We start from the raw sequence: 16,642 nt of genomic DNA on the forward strand, positions 1-16,642 counted from the left end.
GGCCGTGCGTGCCGATCAGTCCGCCTTGAGGCGGCCTTGCTTGACCAGCCGCGCCGCCAGCACCGCGTCCTCCTGCACCAGCCGCTGCAGGTAGGCCGCGCTCTCGGCGAAGGGCTCGCTGCCCAGTTCGCGGATCGGCTTCGAGAACTCGGGCTCGGCCACCGACTTCGCGATCCAGCCCTGCAGGCTAGCGACGGTCTGCGGCGCGATGCCCCTGGGCGCGAACACGCCGACGAAGGTGGTGGCGTCGAAGTTCGCAATGCCCTGCTGCGCCAGATTCGGTACGCTGGCCAGCATGCCGCCGACCTGCGGGCCGAGCACCAGCAGCGCGCGCAGGCCGCCGCTCTTGATGTGCGGTGCCGAGCTCGTGATCTGGTCGATCACGGCGTCGATCTGGCCGCCGAGCAGGTCGACCACGGCCGGTCCCGAACCCTTGTAGGGCACGGCATTGACGCGTGCCTTCGCGGCATCCTCGAGCTGCAGCAGCGCCAGGTGGTTCGGCGAGCCCGGGCCCGCATGGCCGATGGTCACGTTCTCGCTCCCGGCCTGCATCGCCCGCAGGAAGTCGCCCGCGGTCTTGAAGCGCGCATCGTTGGCGCGCACCACCACCACCACGGGCGTGCGGCTCAGCACGGCCACCGGCACGAAGCTGTCGGCGCGGTAGGGCACCTTGATCATCTCGGGCAGGGTGCCGAGCTGGCCCGGCGTGGCCACCAGCAGCGAATGGCCGTCGTTCTCGGCGCGCGCGGCCCAGCCGGTGCCCACGGCACCGCCGCCACCGGCGCGGTTGTCGACGATCACCGACTGCCCCGCATGGCGCGTTAGCGGCACGCCCAGGGTGCGGGCCGTGATGTCCACGTTGCCGCCCGGTGCGAAGGGCACGATCAGCGTGAGGGGCTTGGTCGGAAAGGCGCGGCCCTGCGCCCTGCCGGGCCAGGCCGCCGCCGATGCGGCGAGCGCGACGCCGCCCTGGATGAAGGTCCTGCGGTTGAACTTGTTGTCGGTCATTCGAACGTCTCCCTGTGATGAATCAATGGTTCCAGTAAAGCTGCGTGGGGTTGCGCACCAGCACCTGTCGCAGATCGCCGTCGGGCAACCAGGCGCGCAGCGCTCCGGCCAGTTCGCTGCTGGCGGTAGCGCGTGCGTCGATGCCGGGATGCGGCCAGTCCGATCCCCAGAGGATGCGTTCGGGGTTGGCGCGCACCAGCGCATGGGCCAGCGGGATCACGGCGGGATCGGTGGCGCAGGCCGATGCACTGAGCCGGTAGGCGCCCGAGAACTTGACCCAGGCGCGCCCTTCCGCGAGCAGCGCGCGCAGGTTCGCGAGCCCGCGGCCCTGCGGCGTCCAGCCCGGGGCCGGATGGCCGAAGTGGTCGACCACCACCTGCAACCCGGTGGCGGCAACGCGCGGCACCAGAAAGGGATCGCGTTCCACGTCGACCAGCAACTGCAGGTGCCAGCCGAAGGCCGCGATGCGGCTGGCAATGGCGCGCAGGCTGGCGGCCGACACGCCGCCCGAGAACAGCGCGTTGCAGCGCGCGCCGCGCACGCCCAGCGCGTGCAGTTCCTCGATCTCGCGCTCGCTCGTGTCCTCGAAGATCACGGCCACGCCGCGCATGCTGCCGGGCGCCGCTTCGCGCAGCGTGCGCTTGAGCAGCGAATGGTCGCGGCCGTAGACGCTGGGCTGCACCAGCACGCAGCGCTCGACGCCCACCGGGCCGAAGGCGGCCCGGTAGTCGGCCATGGAGGCCGGAGCCGGCGTGTACGAACGCTCGTCGATCAGCGGAAATTCGCGCGCGTCGCCGAAGACGTGGAAGTGGGTGTCGCAGGAGCCTTCGGGGAATATCTCGGGGCGGTCATCGCTCACGGGCGGGTGGCGGTCATGCGGGGAAAGCGAGGTCATGGAGAGGAAGCTGGGGATGCGGGCTTATTGTTCTAAGACGCCCCCGCATGCGGCAAGATCATCTTTGTCATCTTCATCGTGAACCGGATTCATCCCATGAACGCCGCCGGCGGCCCGCCCCTGAACCTGCGCAGCATCGACCTCAACCTGCTGGTCATCTTCGAAGCCCTGTTCGAGGAGCGCAGCGTGGTCAAGGCCGCCACCCGGCTGGGCCTGACCGCCTCGGCCGTGAGCCATGCGCTGCGCCGCCTGCGCACGCAGTTCAAGGACCCGCTCCTGACGCGCACGCCGCAGGGCATGGCGCCCACGCCCGAGGCCGTGCGGCTGGCCACGAGCTTCCGCAAGGCCTTCAGCGAGATCGAGAGCGCGATCGAGGTGCGCGGCGGCTTCGATCCCGCGACCGCGCGCCGCACCTTCCACCTGCGACTGTCGGACTACGTCGGCGTGCTGCTGCTGCCGCGGCTGTGCATCCACCTGAGCTCGGTGGCACCCGGCGTCAGCCTGTCGGTGCAGTCCTTCGACATGTACCAGCCCTCGGACCGCGTGGAGTACGAGGGCGTGGAGATCCGGCTCTCGGTGTCGCGCGGGCGCTCGGTGCTGTCGGCCTCGCGGCGCATCCTCGACGACCAGTGGATGGTGCTGATGCGCAAGGGCCATCCCGCTGCCTCCGAACCGATGACGCTCGACAGGTACCTCTCGCTGGGCCATCTCAAGGTCTCGGGCGTGGGCAGCAGCATCCTCGACGAGATCCTGGCCGAGCGCGGGCTCGCGCGCCGCGTGATGATCCAGGTGCCGACCTGGCTCGGCATGGTGCCCGTGATCGAATCCACCGACCTGATCGCCGCCATGCCCGCGCACTGGATGGACAGCGTGCTTTCGGGTTCGGACTGCGTGGCGGTGCCGATGCCGCTGCCCGAGCTGGGCCTGTCGATCGACGCGGTCTGGCATCCGCGCAACGAGCACGACGCGGGCCACCGCTGGTTCCGCGAACTGATCCACCGGATCTTCGAGGAGGCCTGCGACAAGTCGCGCGTGCTGCGCTGAACGCCGCCGCGGCCATCGATGACGAAAGCTCACGAGAGGCCCAGGACTCATCGCTTGTGCCCCCGCGTGCCGCGCCGGAAACTGAACGCCATTCATCCAGTTCACCCGGCCCACACACGGAGCACGCAAGCAATGCAGCAGTACAGACTCTTCATCGGCAACGAATGGCAGGCGAGCGCCTCGGCCCAGTGGTTCGATTCGCTCGACCCGTTCTCGGGCGAGCCCTGGGCCCGCATTCCGCAGGGCAATGCCGAGGACGTCGACCGCGCGGTGAAGGCGGCCGAGGCCGCGATGCAGGGCCCGTGGGGCCAGATGTCGGCCACGCAGCGCGGCATGCTGCTGCATCGCCTGGGCGCGCTGATCGAGGCCAACCTCGACACCCTCACCGAGGCCGAGGCGCGCGACAACGGCAAGCTGCGCAGCGAGGTGCGCGGCCAGGTGTCGTACATGGCGAAGTACTTCTATTACTACGGCGGCCTGGCCGACAAGATCCAGGGCGCGGTGATCCCGATCGACAAGCCCAAGGTCTTCAACTACACGCGCCTCGAGCCGATCGGCGTGGTCGGCACCATCACGCCGTGGAACTCCTCGCTGCTGCTGACGGCCTGGAAGGTGGCGCCGGCGCTCGCGGCCGGCAACGCCATCGTCGCCAAGCCCTCGGAGCACACCTCGGTGTCGCTGCTCGAGCTCGCGCGGCTGTTCGCCGAGGCGGGCTTTCCGCCCGGCGTGTTCAACGTGGTCACGGGCTTCGGCAAGGAGGTGGGCGAGCCGCTGGTCGAGCATCCGGGTGTGGCCTGCATCGCCTTCACCGGCGGCGACGAGGGCGGGCGCCGCGTGAGCGTGGCGGCGGCGAAGCACTTCAAGCGCGTGACGCTCGAGCTCGGCGGCAAGTCGCCCAACATCGTGTTCGACGACGCCGACCTCGCGCGCGCCGCCAACGGCGTGATCACCGGCATCTTCTCGGCCGGCGGCCAGACCTGCATGGCGGGCTCGCGGCTGCTGCTGCAGGAGAGCATCCACGACGAGTTCGTCGAGCGGCTGGTCGCGATCGCCTCCAAGGCCAAGCTCGGTGACCCTTCGCTGCCCGACGTGCAGGTGGGGCCGGTGGCCACGCGGCCGCAGTTCGACAAGGTGGTGAGCTACATCGACATCGCCAAGGCCGAGGGCGCGCACTGCGCGTTCGGCGGCAAGGTGCGCAGCGGCCCGGGCTACGGCGCGGGCCAGTTCGTCGAGCCGACCATCTTCACGGGCGTGGACAACGGCATGCGCATCGCGCAGGAGGAAGTGTTCGGGCCGGTGCTGTCGGTGCTCAAGTTCAAGGACGAGGCCGACGCGGTGCGCATCGGCAACGACATCCGCTTCGGCCTCGCGGCCGGCGTGTGGACGCGCAGCCTGCACCGCGCGATGCACATGTCGGAGCGGCTCAAGGCCGGCACGGTGTGGATCAACAACTACCGCTCGACCAGCTTCACCACGCCCTTCGGCGGCTTCAAGGACAGCGGCCAGGGCCGCGAGGGCGGCGTGGAGGCGGTGAAGGAATTCCTCGAGACCAAGAGCGTGTGGATCTCGACCGAGCTCGACATGCCGGACCCGTTCATCCGCAAGTACTGACAGCCGCGCGCGACGCAACGACACGAGAAGAAAGTGGAGACATGAACGAAGCATCCCTGCCCATCGACCGCTGCGACGTGCTGGTCGTCGGCTGCGGCATCTCGGGCCTGAGCGCGGCGGTGGCCGCGGCCGCCGCGGGAGCGACCGTGACGGTGCTGGAACGCGCCACACCCGAGGAGTTCGGCGGCAACACGCGCTGGACCGAGTCCTACTTCCGCATGAAGAGCGAGACCGAGGTCAGCGACGATTTCGAGCAACTGCTGGTGGCCAATGCCGGCCACCACATCGACCCCGAGATCGTGCAGCACGCGGCCGCGCCCTACGAGGACTGGCCGCCGCACGTCAAGGCGCACGGCATGCCCGACCCCGAGCTGGTCGCCACGCTGGCCGGCGAGGCCGGCGCCACGGTGCGGTGGCTCCAGGGCTTCGGCGTGCGCTTCGCGGCGCTGCCGACCTACTTCGTGACCGCGGCCGCGCCGCGGCTGATGCCGGTGGGCGGCGGCCTCGCGCTGATCGAGGCGCTGCGCGACGAAGCGCTGCGCCTGGGCGTGGCGATCCGCTACCGCAGCACCGCGCAGCAGCTGCGGCGCGCCGACGCGCGCGGCGAGCTGGCGGTCGACACCGTCGGGCCCGACGGCAGCGTGCGGCGCATCGTGGCGCGCGGCGTGGTGCTGGGCACGGGCGGCTTCGAGGGCAACCCCGAGATGCTCACGCGCTACATCGGCCCGCAGGCGCGCTACCTGCGGCCGGTGGCGCGCGGCGGCTACTACAACCGCGGCGAGGGCATCCGCATGGCGCTCGATGCCGGCGGCGCGCCGGCCGGCGACTTCGGCTCCTACCATGCCGAGCCGATGGACCCGCGCTCGGCCCAGGTCGAGCCGCTGGTGATGAGCTTCTCGTACGGCCTGCTGGTCAACAAGGAGGGCCGGCGCTTCGTCGACGAGGCGCCGGGGCCGGTCGACGTGCACTACGACCCGATCGCGCGCGCCATCAAGGACCAGCCCGACGGCATCGCCTTCATGGTCTACGACCAGCGCATCCACGAGGTGCCGAACTGGAAGAAGGGCATCCGCACCGACCAGCCACCGATCGAGGCCGGGTCGCTGGACGCGCTCGCGCGCGCCTGCGGCATCGATCCGGCCGGCCTGCTGGCCACGGTGGCGGCCTTCAACGCGGCCTGCGCGGGCGATGCCGACGCGCGCTTCTCGCCGCTCGCGGTGGACGGCGTGGCCACCGCGGGTATCGCGCCGCCCAAGTCGAACTGGGCGTTGCCGCTGGCGCGCGGTCCGTTCTGCGCCTACCCGGTGATGTCGGGCATCTGCTTCACCTTCGGCGGCGTGAAGACCAACCGCGATGCGCAGGTGGTCGACAACGACGGCCGCACCATCCCCGGCCTCTATGCGGCCGGCGAGGCCGCGGGCCTCTACCACCAGGTCTACACGGGCGCGACCTCGGTGCTGCGCGGCGCCGTGTTCGGACGCATCGCGGGCGCGCATGCCGCGCGCCACGCGATACCGCGCTGACGCGGCCCCCGCTTTCTTTCCAGCTGCCCAGCCATCACCGCCCGCGCGGTGCGGCGCGGCACGTCCATACAACCAAGGAGACAGACATGCCCTTCATCACGACGCGCCGCCTCGCGGCCCTGGCCATCGCCTGCGCGGCCCTCGGCGGCTTCGCGGCCCGCGCCGACTGGGCACCGCCCGGGCCGATCCGCCTGGTCGTGCCCTATGCGCCCGGCGGCGGCACCGACGTGCTCGCGCGGCTGGTCGCCACGCAGATCGGCAGCACGCTGGGCCAGCCGCTGATCGTCGAGAACCGGCCCGGGGTCAACGGCATCCTCGGCGCCAACTACGTCTATGCGGCGCCGGCCAACGGCACCACGCTGCTGTTCGCGGCGGCCGACTTCATCTCGGTCTCGCCGCACATCTACAAGAAGGCCGTGCGCTACGACCCCGACGGCTTCCAGCCGGTGGCGCTGGTCGCGAAGATGGGTTTCGTGATGGCCGCGCGGCCCGCGAGCGAGACCAAGGACGTGGCCGACTTCGTGGCCCGCGCGCGTGCCAAGGAAGTGACCTATGCGCATTGGGGCCCGGGCAGCATGGCGCAGATGGGCATGGAGCTGCTGCGCTCGCGCGCCGAGGGAACGAAGGCGCTGCCCGTGCCCTATGCGGGCGCCGCGCCCGTGATGTCGGCCGTGATGGCCGGCGACGTCGAGTACGGCTTCGTGCCCACGCCGCTGGCGGTCGCGAGCCGCAGCAAGCTCAAGCTGTTCGCGCTCGGCTCGCCCGAGCGCTTCGCGGGCCTGCCCGACGTGCCGACGCTCAAGGAGCTCGGCTACGCGGTCGATGCCGACACCTGGTTCGGCATCCTCGCGCCGCCCGGCACGCCCGCCGCCGTGGTCGAGGCGCTGCAGGCGCAGGTCGAGAAGGTGGTGCGCGATCCGGCGGCACGCGCGCGCATGACCGACATCGGCTACACGCCCTCGAACATCGCGCCGCGCGACTTCGGCGCTTTCGTGAAGAGCGAGAACGCGCGCTGGGGCGCGGTGGTGCGCGCGGCGCGCATCCAGGTGGAGGAATAGGTGCCGCCACGGCTCGTCCTGGTCAAGAATGGGGCCTCGATCCAAGGGCCGCGATCCGTCATGAAGCGAAAAATCCCCAGCACCGTCGCCTTGTCGCTGTTCGAGTCGGCCGCGCGCCACGAGAGCTTCGCGCGCGCCGCGGCCGAGATGTACCTGACCGAGAGCGCGGTGAGCCGGCAGATCGCCGTGCTCGAGGGCTTCCTCGGCGTGAAGCTGTTCAGCCGCGGCAAGAAGCAGGTGGTGCTGACCGACGCGGGCCGGCTCTATGCGCGCAACATCCGCGGCAACCTCGACGAGATCGAGCTGCACACCAAGTCGCTGATGCAGCACAAGGGCGCGGGCGGCGTGCTCGAGCTCGCCGTGATCCCGACCTTCGCGAGCCGCTGGCTGCTGCCGCGGCTGCACGACTTCCTGCGCAGGAACCCGGGCATCACCGTCAACCTGTCGGAGCGTGCCGAGCCCTTCGCGTTCCGCGGCACCAATCTCGATGCCGCGCTGCACTTCGACGACCCGGTGTGGGATGCGGTCGAGAAGGTGCACCTGTTCGAGGAGGAGGTGGTGCCGGTGCTGAGCCCGGCCCACTTCGACCTGTCGAAGCTGAAGAAGCCCGCCGGCCTGATCGCGCTGCCGCTGCTGCACAAGCGCGTGCGGCCCGAGGCCTGGCAGCGCTGGTTCGAGGCCGCGGGCTCGACGCAGCCGGTGCCGCCGCCGGCGATGCGCTTCGAGCTCTATGCGATGGTGATCGATGCCGCGCGCGCGGGCCTGGGCGTGGGGCTGGTGCCGCGCTTCTACGTGCAGGAGGACGTGGCGCGCGGCACGCTGGCCATGCCCTTCGACATCAGCCTCAAGCACGAGAAGCGCTACTGCCTCGTCTACCCCGAGCACAAGCGCGATTCGCAGGCGGTGCAGCTGTTCAGCGAGTGGGTGGTGGAAGCGGCGGCCGAGTTCAGCACGGGCGCGCAGGCGGTGCGGCGGCCGAGGAAGCGCGCCTGATTCGGCCGCCCCAAAAGAAAACGGCCCCGCGGGGCCGTCTTCATCGCGTGCATGCGGCCTGCGAGAGGCCGCGGTGCATCACTTCTTCTTCGCGGCCACGGCCTTCTTGGCGGGAGCGGCGGCAGCCTTCTTCGCGACCGGCTTGGCAGCGGGCTTCGCAGCCGACTTGGCGGCGGGCTTGGCATCGGCCTTGCGCTTGGCGGCCTTCGGGTCCACGGCGGCCTTGAAGGCGGCGCCCGGCACGAACTTCGGCACCTTCTGGGCGGCGATCTTGATCTTGGTGCCGACGCTCGGGTTGAAACCGGTGCGGGCTGCGCGAGCAACTTGCTTGAAGGTGCCGAAGCCGACGATCTGGACGGGGTCGCCCTTCTTCACGGCGGCGACGATGGAGCTGGTGACCGTTTCCACGATGCGCGCGGCTTCTGCCTTGCTGACGTTGTGGGTGGTGGCGATTTTCTCAACGAGTTCGATGCGGTTCAACTGAGTTCCTGATAGGTTTGATTCGTCATGTTGCCTATGACGGCGCAGCCTCGGATGCAGGCTGCAAGCGGCGTGGAGTGTATTCGAACGCGAGAGAGGGCCTGCGGTGCGAAGGGAGAGTGGGGCTTTCTCATGCACGCGCGACGCTGCGCAGCCGCAGTGCGATCGCGAGGCCCGAGAGCGCCGCGCCCGCGCCGATGAGGAACACGCCGCCATAGCCCGCCCGGTCCGCGAGCAGCCCGGCCACGGGGCCGGTGAGCCCGTAGGCCAGGTCCTGGAAGGCCGAGAAGCCGCCGAGCGCGGTGCCGCGCAGTTGCGGTGCCACCAGCCGCACCACTTCTCGGCCCATGGCCGGAAAGATCATCGAGCAGCCCAGGCCGGTGAGGAAGGCACCCGCGAGCGCGGCGACGGGGCTCGGCGCCTGCCAGATCAGCGCCTGGCCGAAGGCCTCGACCGCCAGCGACACGATCGCCACCGGCAGCCCGCCGATGCGGTCGGGCAGGTGGCCGAACAACAGGCGCACCAGCACGAAGCCGCTGCCGAAGGCCGTGAGACCGAGGCCCGCATGCGACCAGTGCTGGCCGCGGAAGTGCAGCACGAAGAAGGCGCCGATGGCCGCGAAGCCGATGCCCTGCAGGCACACGATCAGCCCATGCGGCCAGATGATGCCGAGCACGCTGCGCAGCGAGGGCCGGCCCGCGCCCGGCTGCACCGCCACGCCCTCGAGCCGCCACACGGCCAGCAGCCCGATGCAGGGCAGCAGCGCGCTCGCGGCCATCGCCCCGGCGAAGCCGAAGCGTTCGAGCAGCGCGAGGCCGACCGGACCACCGACCGCGAGCGCGCCGTAGATCGCGGCACCGACGAGCGCGAGCACCTGGCCCGAGCGCGCGGGGCCGACGAGGCCGATGCCCCAGCCGATCACGCCGACGGCCACCAGGCTCTCGCCGAGGCCCAGCAGCAGGCGGCCCGCGACCAGCAGGCCGAAGCCGATCCACGGCGTGGGAATCCACAGGCCCGCGAGCCATGCGACGAGTGCGCCCGCGACATAGAAGGCCAGCCCGCGCACCACGGCGCGCTTGGGACCCTGGCGGTCCGACAGGCTGCCGGCGGTCGCGCGCGTGAGCACGGTGGCGAGGAAGGCGATGCCGACCGCGAGGCCGGCCCAGAAGTTGCCGAGGCCCAGCCGCGTCGTCACGTGGACCGGCACCACGGGCAGCGAGAGGCCGACGCAGAGGTAGGAGATGAAGAGCACCGCGGCGAGCAGCAGCAGGCGGCTCTGCGCGGAGCGGGACGGCGCGGGAATCGCCGAGGCGGAAGTGGAGGTCATTGGGGAGGTCCAGGTGGTTCCTCGGACGGCCGGTGCGAAAAGGAAAACGCACCCCGGCCGCGAGGATCGCAGGGGTGCGTTGCTTGACGTCAGACGCTTACGGCCAGCGGGACTGGCGGGAAAAAAGGAAGGCTCAGCCCAGCCGCATCGAGAGCTCGACGTCGGAGGCGAAAGGCACCGACAGGTAGCCGGCCGCGCTCGAGCGCACGCGCGCGAGGTACTCGGGGCTGTGGTCGGCGTTGTCGGCGATCACGAGCGCGCCGGGACGCAGGCGCGCCTCGACCAGTGCCAGCACCTCGGGATAGAGCGCCTTGGCGCCGTCGAGCAGCAGCAGGTCGATGCGCTCGGGCAGGTCGCTGGCCAGCGTGCGCAGCGCGTCGCCTTCGCGGACCTCGACCAGGTCGGCGAGGCCGCCGGCCGCGAGGTTCTCGCGGGCGCGCGCCACCTTCGAGGCTTCGAACTCGGTGCTCAGCAGCCGGCCGCCGCCGTTGTCGCGCAGGGCCGCGGCGAGGTGCAGGGTGGAGATGCCGAACGAGGTGCCGAACTCGACGATGCTGCGCGCGCCGTTGCCGCGCGCGAGCATGTAGAGCAGCGTGCCGGTCTCGCGCGAGACGGCGAGCGGGAAGTCCTTCAGGCGGGCGTAGAAATCGAGGTACTCGGTGCGGCTTTGCATCAGGCGCGCGAGCTCGTCGCTCGACAGGCCGGCAACGGCGGCGCTGGTGCGCGGCGAGGAGGCATCGGCCTCGGCGAACAGGCGCTCCAGCAGGGGCGCGAGCGGTGCGGTGGTCAGTGTGTTCATGGTGTTCTTCAAGAGTCGGACGGTGTGCGTCGATAATATGAAGAAAGCTTCATATTTTCCATTCGCATTCCGAAAGCCACGCCATGCCCACCCGCCGCAGTGCCCCGCTCTCCTCGAGAAGACAGCCCCAGCAGGCCCGTTCGAGCGACCTCGTCGCGGCGATCCTCGAGGCCGCCCTTCAGGTTCTGGCCAGGGAGGGCGTGCACCGCTTCACCACCACGCGCGTGGCCGAGCGCGCGGGCGTGAGCGTGGGTTCGGTCTACCAGTACTTTCCGAACAAGGCCTCGATCCTGTTCCGGCTGCAGAGCGACGAATGGCGCCAGACCACCGAGCTCTTGTGCGGCATCCTCGAGGACGTGCAGACGCCGCCGCTCGATCGTCTGCGCCGGCTGGTCCATGCCTTCGTGCGCTCGGAGTGCGAGGAGGCCGGCATGCGCACCGCCCTGCACGACGCGGCGCCGTTCTACCGCGACGCACCCGAGGCTCAGACCGCGCGCGCCGCGGGCGAGCGCGCGATGCAGGCCTTCCTGCGCGAGGCGCTGCCCGGCTTGTCGAAGGCGAAGCGCGCGCTGGCGGGCGACCTGGTCACCACCACCTTCGGCGCGGTCGGCAAGCAGTTCTCGGAAACGCCGCGCACCGAGGCGCAGATCAAGGCCTACTCCGAGGCGCTGGCCGACATGCTGTGCGCCTACCTGCGCAGCCTCGGCGCGGAGTAATCGGGCCTCAAGAAAAAGAGTCCCGGCGCGGACCCCGCGGCGGGACTCTTCTCGACGCGCGAGCGCCTTGTCTTACTTGTCGTGATGCAGGTAGGTGGCCTGGCGCGGCAGCAGCAGGCTGACCAGGAAGGCCACGCCCATCATCGCCGTCACGTACCAGTAGAAGTAGGACTCGTGGCCGATCGACTTCAGGCCCAGCGCCACGTACTCGGCGCTGCCGCCGAAGATGGCGTTGCCCACCGCGTACGACAGGCCCACGCCGAGCGCGCGCACCTCGGGCGGGAACATCTCGGCCTTCACGATGCCGCTGATCGAGGTGTAGAAGCTCACCACCGCCAGCGCGACGGTGATCAGCACGCCGGCCATCAGCGGGCTGGCGACGTTCTGCAGGCTGCTGAGCACCGGCACCGTCATCAGCATGCCGAGCGCGCCGAACAGCAGCATGTTGCTGCGCCGGCCGATGCGGTCCGACAGCGCGCCGAACAACGGCTGCATGCACATGTAGATGAACAGGCAGGCGGTCATCACGTTGCTGGCGGTCTTGATCGACATGCCGGCCGAGTTCACCAGGTACTTCTGCATGTAGGTGGTGAAGGTGTAGAAGATCAGCGAGCCGCCGGCCGTGTAGCCCAGCACCACGAAGAAGGCGCGCTTGTGGTGGCGGAACAGCTCGCCCATGGTGCCGGCGCCCTTGGCGGCGCGGGTCTTGGTGCTGGCGGTCTCGGTCAGCGTGCGGCGCAGCAGCAGCGCCACGATGGCCGCCACGGCGCCCAGCACGAAGGGAATGCGCCAGCCCCAGGCCTTGAGCTCGGCCTCGTCGAGCACCTGCTGCAGCACCACCACGACCACCACCGCGAGCAGCTGGCCGCCGATCAGCGTGACGTACTGGAACGAGGAGAAGAAGCCGCGCTGGCCGCGCATCGCCACTTCGCTCATGTAGGTGGCGGTGGTGCCGTACTCGCCGCCGACCGACAGGCCCTGCAGCAGCCGCGCGAGCAGCAGCAGCGCGGGCGCGGCGGCGCCGATCTGCGCATAGGTCGGCAGGCAGGCGATCACCAGCGAGCCCACGCACATCATCACGACCGAGGTCACCATCGAGGTCTTGCGGCCCTTGCGGTCGGCGATGCGGCCGAACAGCCAGCCGCCGATCGGGCGCATCAGGAAGCCGGCCGCGAACACGCCGGCGGTGTTGAGCAGCTGCACCGTGGGGTCGGACTTGGGGAAGAAGGCCGGCGCGAAGTAGATCGCGCAGAAGGCGTAGACGTAGAAGTCGAACCACTCCACCAGGTTGCCCGAGGAGGCGGCGAAGATGGCGAAGATGCGCTTGCGCTTCTCCTCGAAGGTGTAGGGCGTGGTGTCGGCCGGCGAGGCGCCGGCGGGGGCGCCGCCGGTGCGGGCGAGGGTGTTCATGGCGTGTCCTTGTCTCGGGTCGCGGCCGCTGGAGGCGGCCTGAATCGGTGCCCGGGAAGTCTGTCGCGGCGCGCGCGCCCCCTCGTCCGTAGCCCACCGCCGCGCGGCTACGTATCGGTACGCAAGGGTTAACCCTAGGTGGCGTTTCCGGGGCGGCGCGGCCCCGGCTACAGCCCGTGTTCGCGCAGGAAGCGGTCGAGCTGGTGGCTGTTCGCGAGGCCCAGCTTGGCGAACACGTGGGCCCGGTGGGTCTCCACCGTGCGCTGCTCGAGCGGCGCGAGCTCGAGCGCGATCTGCTTGTTCGGCTTGCCCTCGGCCACCAGCCGCGCCACCTGCATCTCGCGCGGCGTGAGCTTGTCCCACAGCGCCTGCGCGGCCTGCCGCGCCTGGCGCTTCGCGGCGATCTCGCCGGCGCGCTGCAGGGCGCGCGCGATGCTGTCGAGCAGCTGCTCGTCGTTGCAGGGCTTCTCGAGCCAGCCGAAGGCGCCGTTCTGCACCGCCTCCACCGCCATCGGGATGTCGCCATGGCCCGAGAGGAACAGCACCACCAGCGGGCTGTCCTGCGCGCGCAGCGCGTCGAACACCTGCAGCCCGCTCATGCCGTCCATGCGCAGGTCGAGGATGGCGCAGCCCGCGCGCTGCAGGTCGGCGCCGGCCAGGAAGTCCTCGCCCGAGGCGAAGGTCTGCACCGCGTAGCCGCGCGAGAGCAGCAGCAGGCCGAGCGAGCGGCGCACGGCCTCGTCGTCGTCGACCACGCAGAGGTTGTTGGCGGATGCGTTCATGGGGAGGGGATCTCCAGCACGAGGGTGAATACCGTGCCACCGCCCGGACGGTGGTCGAACACCAGCCGGCCGCGGTGCGCCTCGACGATGGTGCGGCAGATGTTGAGGCCGAGCCCGAGGCCGCCGGGCTTGGTGGTGAAGAAGGGCGCGAACACCTGCTCGGCGAGCGCGTCGTCGATGCCCGTGCCGCGGTCGAGCACGCGGATCTCCATGCGGCCCTCGACCACCTCGGCCTCGAGCTCGACCACGCGCCGTTCGACCGGCGTGGCCTGCATCGCCTGCAGGCTGTTGGACAGCAGGTTCAGCAGCACCTGCTCGAGCAGCACACGGTCGCCGCGCACCGGCGGCAGCGTGGCCGGGATGCGCACCTCGGCGCGCGACTGGCGCTGGCGCATCTCGCCCTGCAGCAGCGCCAGCGCATTGGCCGCGAGCGCCGCCACCGCGCAGTCTTCCGTGCCCGCGGTGCGCTGGCGCACGAAGCCGCGGATGCGCCGCACGATCTCGGCGCTGCGGCGCGCCTGCGCCATGGTTTCGTCGAGGCTGCTGGCCAGCAGCGCCTGGTTGCCCTGCTCGGCGAAGGCCTTGGCCGCGCCCGCGAAGCTGCTCAGCGCCATCAGCGGCTGGTTGAGCTCGTGCGCCAGCGTGGAGGCCATCTCGCCCAGGCTCGCGAGCCGCTGCGCATGCTGCAGCTGCTCGTCGTTCTGGCGCTGGCGCAGCTCGGCACGCTTCTGCTCGGTGATGTCGACCACCGAGCTCATCCAGCCCGCGTGGCCGCCGTCGGCATCGATCAGCGGCGCGGTGTAGACCATGGTGATGACCTCGCGGCCGTCGCGATGGCGCAGCCGCGATTCGAAGCCCGACAGCGCGGGCTGGCCGCTCATCATGGCGTCGTAGTGGTGCCAGTGGCGCGGCACGTCGTCGGGATGCCAGTAGGGGTAGGGCGGCAGCTTGCCGAGCAGCTCGTCGGCGCCGTAGCCGGTCATTTCGCAGAAGGCCGGGTTGACGTAGGTGATGCGGCCCTCGAGGTCGCGCGCGCGCATGCCGACCAGCAGCGAATCCTCCATCGCCTTGCGGAAGGCGTGGGCCTCGTCGAGCTCGTGGGTGCGCTCGCGCACGCGCAGCTCGAGCTCGCGCCGCGCATCGCGCTGCTCGGCGAAGCGGCGCTCGCGCAGCCGCCAGTAGAGGCCGCCGAGCAGCAGCACGCCGGCGCCCAGCAGGCCCAGCATCCAGGTGCGCTCGCGCGCGCGCGTGACCTCGGCATGGTCGACCATCACCGTGAGGGTCCAGCCCAGATCGGGCAGCGGCTCGTCGATCGCGAGGAAGCTGCGCGGCTTGCCGCCGAGCGCGGTACGCACCAGGTAGCCGGGCTCGCCGTCGCCGCGCTGGGTCTTCCAGGGCAGCGCGGGGAAGCTGGCGCGCGCGCCGTACTGCTGGTCGCGCCGCAGCCGCTCGAGCTGTACCGCGTCGAGCGGGCGCGTGGCCTGATACATCCACGCGGGCACCGAGCTCAGGAACACGATGCCGCGCGCGTCGGTCAAGAGGATCGGGTCGCGCACGAAGGTCCAGGCCTCCTGCAGCGCGCGCAGGCTGACCTTGACCGTCACCACGCCGATCACCGCGCCCGCGTCCGAGCGCACCGGCGCCGAGATGAACAGGCCCGGTTCGCCGGTGGTCTGGCCCACGCCGTAGAACAGGCCGCTGCGGCCCGCGCGCGCATCGATGAAGTAGGGCCGGTTGGCATAGGACTCGCCGACGAAGCTCTGCGGCGTGGCCCAGTTGCTGGCCGCGAGCGTGAGGCCCTGCGGGTCGATCAGGTAGAGCGCGTCGGAGCCGGCCTGCCGGTTCACCTCCTCGATGTAGAGGTTGGCGCGCTGCTTCACGGCCGCGTCGCCGGGGTGCGCGAGCGCGGCCAGCACCTCGGGATGCAGCGCCGCGGTGAACGGCAGGTAGCTGTACTTGCCGGCCGAGTCGCGCAGGCCCAGCACGTGCACTTCCATCGCGCGGCGGATCGAGTCGGCCTGGAAGCTGGCCTCGCGCGCGGCGGCCCATTGGCCGGCGGCGCCGATCAGCAGCGCCGCGAGCGCGAGCAGGCCGGCGCCGAGCAGCAGCGCGCGCCGGCGGCGGCGCGGCGGCGGCTGGGGGGCGGAAGAGGGCGGGGAGGGCGGCATGGAAGCGGGAACGGCCGGCGCGGCGCAGGCGATTCTGCACCGATCGCCCCGCGGCCTTCGCGCCGGCGCCGCTTGCCGCTCAGCGCGCGCGTGTCGCGGCCGCCGCGCCCTTCGCCGCCCACTGCGCGAGCATCGCCTCGACCAGCTGCGACACCATCGCGCGCGTATCCGACCAGGCCATGGTGCGCGTCATGCACGGAAAGGCGATGGTGCCGAACACCGACGCCAGCAGCGTGTCGGCCGCGAGCCGCGAGGACAGCGGCGGGCGCGGCAGCGTGGCGAAGAAGGCATCGACCGTGTCGTAGTAGAGCTGCAGGCTGTCGACCACCGCGCGCGAGCGGCCGAAGGGCCGGCCCTCGCTGTCCAGCGGCGGCGGCTCGCGCAGGCTGGGCGCGGGGAAGATCTCGAGGAACTCCTCCATGTGCGCGAGCCAGTGGTCGGCGGTGGCCATGAACAGCTTGTGCACGCGCCGCGCGGGATCGCGCGTGCGCGCGATGGCCTGGCGCAGGTGCTCGGTGGCGCTGTCCATGTCGCGGCCGCGGATGTGGAAGAACAGGTCCTGCTGGTCGTGGAAGTACTGGTAGATGCTGCCCGGCGCATAGCCGGCCTCGGCCGCCACGCGCCGCAGCGACACGCCGGCCGCGCCCTCGGCCGCGAGCAGCCGCCGGCCCGCGGCGATGAAGTCCTCGCGCACCCGCGCCTTGTCTTCCTGGCTGCGCGCGCGGCGGCGCAGGTCGTGCTTCGGGTCGCGCAAGGGCATGGAGCGTGGGGCCGGCGAGGGGAGTGGGGGCGATGGACGGCCGAAGTATAGGTGGCGCTGCGGGAAAA

15 protein-coding genes are annotated in these 16,642 nt (G+C 71.0%); 6 read left to right on the forward strand and 9 right to left on the reverse strand.

All coding sequences use genetic code 11. The features are described 5' to 3' along the window. Positions 1-15: 15 nt before the first annotated feature. Both ACEN9J_RS25970 and ACEN9J_RS25975 read right to left on the reverse strand, forming a co-directional pair. On the reverse strand, positions 16-1,008 hold the full coding sequence (locus ACEN9J_RS25970; RefSeq protein ID WP_057591396.1) for a tripartite tricarboxylate transporter substrate binding protein: 993 nt from the start codon (positions 1,006-1,008) through the stop codon (positions 16-18). Positions 1,009-1,030: 22 nt separating this feature from the next. Beyond that, on the reverse strand, positions 1,031-1,867 hold the full coding sequence (locus tag ACEN9J_RS25975; protein WP_413762436.1) for an amidohydrolase family protein: 837 nt from the start codon (positions 1,865-1,867) through the stop codon (positions 1,031-1,033). Positions 1,868-1,999: 132 nt separating this feature from the next. Between ACEN9J_RS25975 and ACEN9J_RS25980 the strand changes: the two genes are divergently transcribed. From ACEN9J_RS25980 to ACEN9J_RS26000, 5 genes are all read left to right on the forward strand, one after another. Continuing rightward, entirely contained in the window at positions 2,000-2,947 is a 948-nt protein-coding gene (locus tag ACEN9J_RS25980) for a LysR family transcriptional regulator (RefSeq protein WP_261216966.1), read from the forward strand. A gap of 132 nt (positions 2,948-3,079) precedes the next feature. Further along, positions 3,080-4,558 (forward strand): aldehyde dehydrogenase, encoded by a 1,479-nt coding sequence (locus tag ACEN9J_RS25985; RefSeq protein ID WP_057591394.1) that lies wholly within the window; start codon positions 3,080-3,082, stop codon positions 4,556-4,558. 41 nt (positions 4,559-4,599) lie between these two features. After that, entirely contained in the window at positions 4,600-6,081 is a 1,482-nt protein-coding gene (locus tag ACEN9J_RS25990) for an FAD-dependent oxidoreductase (RefSeq protein WP_057591393.1), read from the forward strand. 86 nt (positions 6,082-6,167) lie between these two features. Then, a complete protein-coding gene (locus tag ACEN9J_RS25995; RefSeq protein WP_413762437.1) occupies positions 6,168-7,139 on the forward strand; it encodes a Bug family tripartite tricarboxylate transporter substrate binding protein in 972 nt (323 codons plus the stop codon). Between the two features lie 60 nt (positions 7,140-7,199). Next, positions 7,200-8,132, forward strand: coding sequence for a LysR family transcriptional regulator (locus ACEN9J_RS26000; protein WP_057591417.1), 933 nt, complete (start codon positions 7,200-7,202; stop codon positions 8,130-8,132). 78 nt (positions 8,133-8,210) lie between these two features. On the opposite strand, the gene ACEN9J_RS26005 is transcribed toward ACEN9J_RS26000, so the two are convergent. The 3 genes from ACEN9J_RS26005 to ACEN9J_RS26015 all read right to left on the reverse strand — a co-directional run bounded on the left by ACEN9J_RS26005 (position 8,211) and on the right by ACEN9J_RS26015 (position 10,738). Continuing rightward, the gene (locus tag ACEN9J_RS26005; protein WP_093341107.1) at positions 8,211-8,612 is read right to left on the reverse strand and encodes an HU family DNA-binding protein; all 402 of its coding nucleotides are present in this window, start codon (positions 8,610-8,612) and stop codon (positions 8,211-8,213) included. A 130-nt stretch (positions 8,613-8,742) separates the two neighbouring features. Further along, positions 8,743-9,939 carry an MFS transporter gene (locus ACEN9J_RS26010; RefSeq protein ID WP_413762438.1) on the reverse strand — a complete coding sequence of 399 codons (1,197 nt, stop codon included), beginning with the start codon at positions 9,937-9,939 and terminating at the stop codon, positions 8,743-8,745. A 133-nt stretch (positions 9,940-10,072) separates the two neighbouring features. Then, entirely contained in the window at positions 10,073-10,738 is a 666-nt protein-coding gene (locus ACEN9J_RS26015; protein ID WP_057591416.1) for an O-methyltransferase, read from the reverse strand. 83 nt (positions 10,739-10,821) lie between these two features. Between ACEN9J_RS26015 and ACEN9J_RS26020 the strand changes: the two genes are divergently transcribed. Continuing rightward, the gene (locus ACEN9J_RS26020; protein WP_413762439.1) at positions 10,822-11,454 is read left to right on the forward strand and encodes a TetR family transcriptional regulator; all 633 of its coding nucleotides are present in this window, start codon (positions 10,822-10,824) and stop codon (positions 11,452-11,454) included. Positions 11,455-11,526: 72 nt separating this feature from the next. Here the strand turns inward: ACEN9J_RS26020 and ACEN9J_RS26025 are convergent, their stop codons facing one another. The 4 genes from ACEN9J_RS26025 to ACEN9J_RS26040 all read right to left on the reverse strand — a co-directional run bounded on the left by ACEN9J_RS26025 (position 11,527) and on the right by ACEN9J_RS26040 (position 16,574). Continuing rightward, a complete protein-coding gene (locus ACEN9J_RS26025; protein ID WP_057591388.1) occupies positions 11,527-12,864 on the reverse strand; it encodes an MFS family transporter in 1,338 nt (445 codons plus the stop codon). Between the two features lie 167 nt (positions 12,865-13,031). Next, on the reverse strand, positions 13,032-13,646 hold the full coding sequence (locus tag ACEN9J_RS26030; RefSeq protein WP_057591387.1) for a response regulator transcription factor: 615 nt from the start codon (positions 13,644-13,646) through the stop codon (positions 13,032-13,034). Beyond that, positions 13,643-15,814 carry a PAS domain S-box protein gene (locus ACEN9J_RS26035; protein WP_413762440.1) on the reverse strand — a complete coding sequence of 724 codons (2,172 nt, stop codon included), beginning with the start codon at positions 15,812-15,814 and terminating at the stop codon, positions 13,643-13,645. Before ACEN9J_RS26035 ends, ACEN9J_RS26030 begins: the two co-directional genes overlap by 4 nt. Positions 15,815-15,893: 79 nt before the next feature. Continuing rightward, positions 15,894-16,574: a TetR/AcrR family transcriptional regulator gene (locus tag ACEN9J_RS26040; protein ID WP_413762441.1), complete on the reverse strand. Its 681-nt coding sequence runs from the start codon at positions 16,572-16,574 to the stop codon at positions 15,894-15,896. Positions 16,575-16,642: the final 68 nt, after the last annotated feature.

Origin of the sequence: Variovorax sp. Varisp41 (genome assembly GCF_047325085.1) — a bacterium.
Lineage (GTDB): Bacteria > Pseudomonadota > Gammaproteobacteria > Burkholderiales > Burkholderiaceae_C > Variovorax.

Excerpts from the sequence above, each read along its gene's own strand:
- ACEN9J_RS25970 (WP_057591396.1), bottom strand. The coding sequence starts at position 1,008 with ATGACCGACAACAAGTTCAACCGCAGGACCTTCATCCAGGGCGGCGTC.
- ACEN9J_RS25980 (WP_261216966.1), top strand. The coding sequence starts at position 2,000 with ATGAACGCCGCCGGCGGCCCGCCCCTGAACCTGCGCAGCATCGACCTC.
- ACEN9J_RS25985 (WP_057591394.1), top strand. The coding sequence starts at position 3,080 with ATGCAGCAGTACAGACTCTTCATCGGCAACGAATGGCAGGCGAGCGCC.
- ACEN9J_RS25990 (WP_057591393.1), top strand. The coding sequence starts at position 4,600 with ATGAACGAAGCATCCCTGCCCATCGACCGCTGCGACGTGCTGGTCGTC.
- ACEN9J_RS25995 (WP_413762437.1), top strand. The coding sequence starts at position 6,168 with ATGCCCTTCATCACGACGCGCCGCCTCGCGGCCCTGGCCATCGCCTGC.
- ACEN9J_RS26000 (WP_057591417.1), top strand. The coding sequence starts at position 7,200 with ATGAAGCGAAAAATCCCCAGCACCGTCGCCTTGTCGCTGTTCGAGTCG.
- ACEN9J_RS26010 (WP_413762438.1), bottom strand. The coding sequence starts at position 9,939 with ATGACCTCCACTTCCGCCTCGGCGATTCCCGCGCCGTCCCGCTCCGCG.
- ACEN9J_RS26015 (WP_057591416.1), bottom strand. The coding sequence starts at position 10,738 with ATGAACACACTGACCACCGCACCGCTCGCGCCCCTGCTGGAGCGCCTG.
- ACEN9J_RS26020 (WP_413762439.1), top strand. The coding sequence starts at position 10,822 with ATGCCCACCCGCCGCAGTGCCCCGCTCTCCTCGAGAAGACAGCCCCAG.
- ACEN9J_RS26025 (WP_057591388.1), bottom strand. The coding sequence starts at position 12,864 with ATGAACACCCTCGCCCGCACCGGCGGCGCCCCCGCCGGCGCCTCGCCG.
- ACEN9J_RS26030 (WP_057591387.1), bottom strand. The coding sequence starts at position 13,646 with ATGAACGCATCCGCCAACAACCTCTGCGTGGTCGACGACGACGAGGCC.
- ACEN9J_RS26035 (WP_413762440.1), bottom strand. The coding sequence starts at position 15,814 with ATGCCGCCCTCCCCGCCCTCTTCCGCCCCCCAGCCGCCGCCGCGCCGC.
- ACEN9J_RS26040 (WP_413762441.1), bottom strand. The coding sequence starts at position 16,574 with ATGCCCTTGCGCGACCCGAAGCACGACCTGCGCCGCCGCGCGCGCAGC.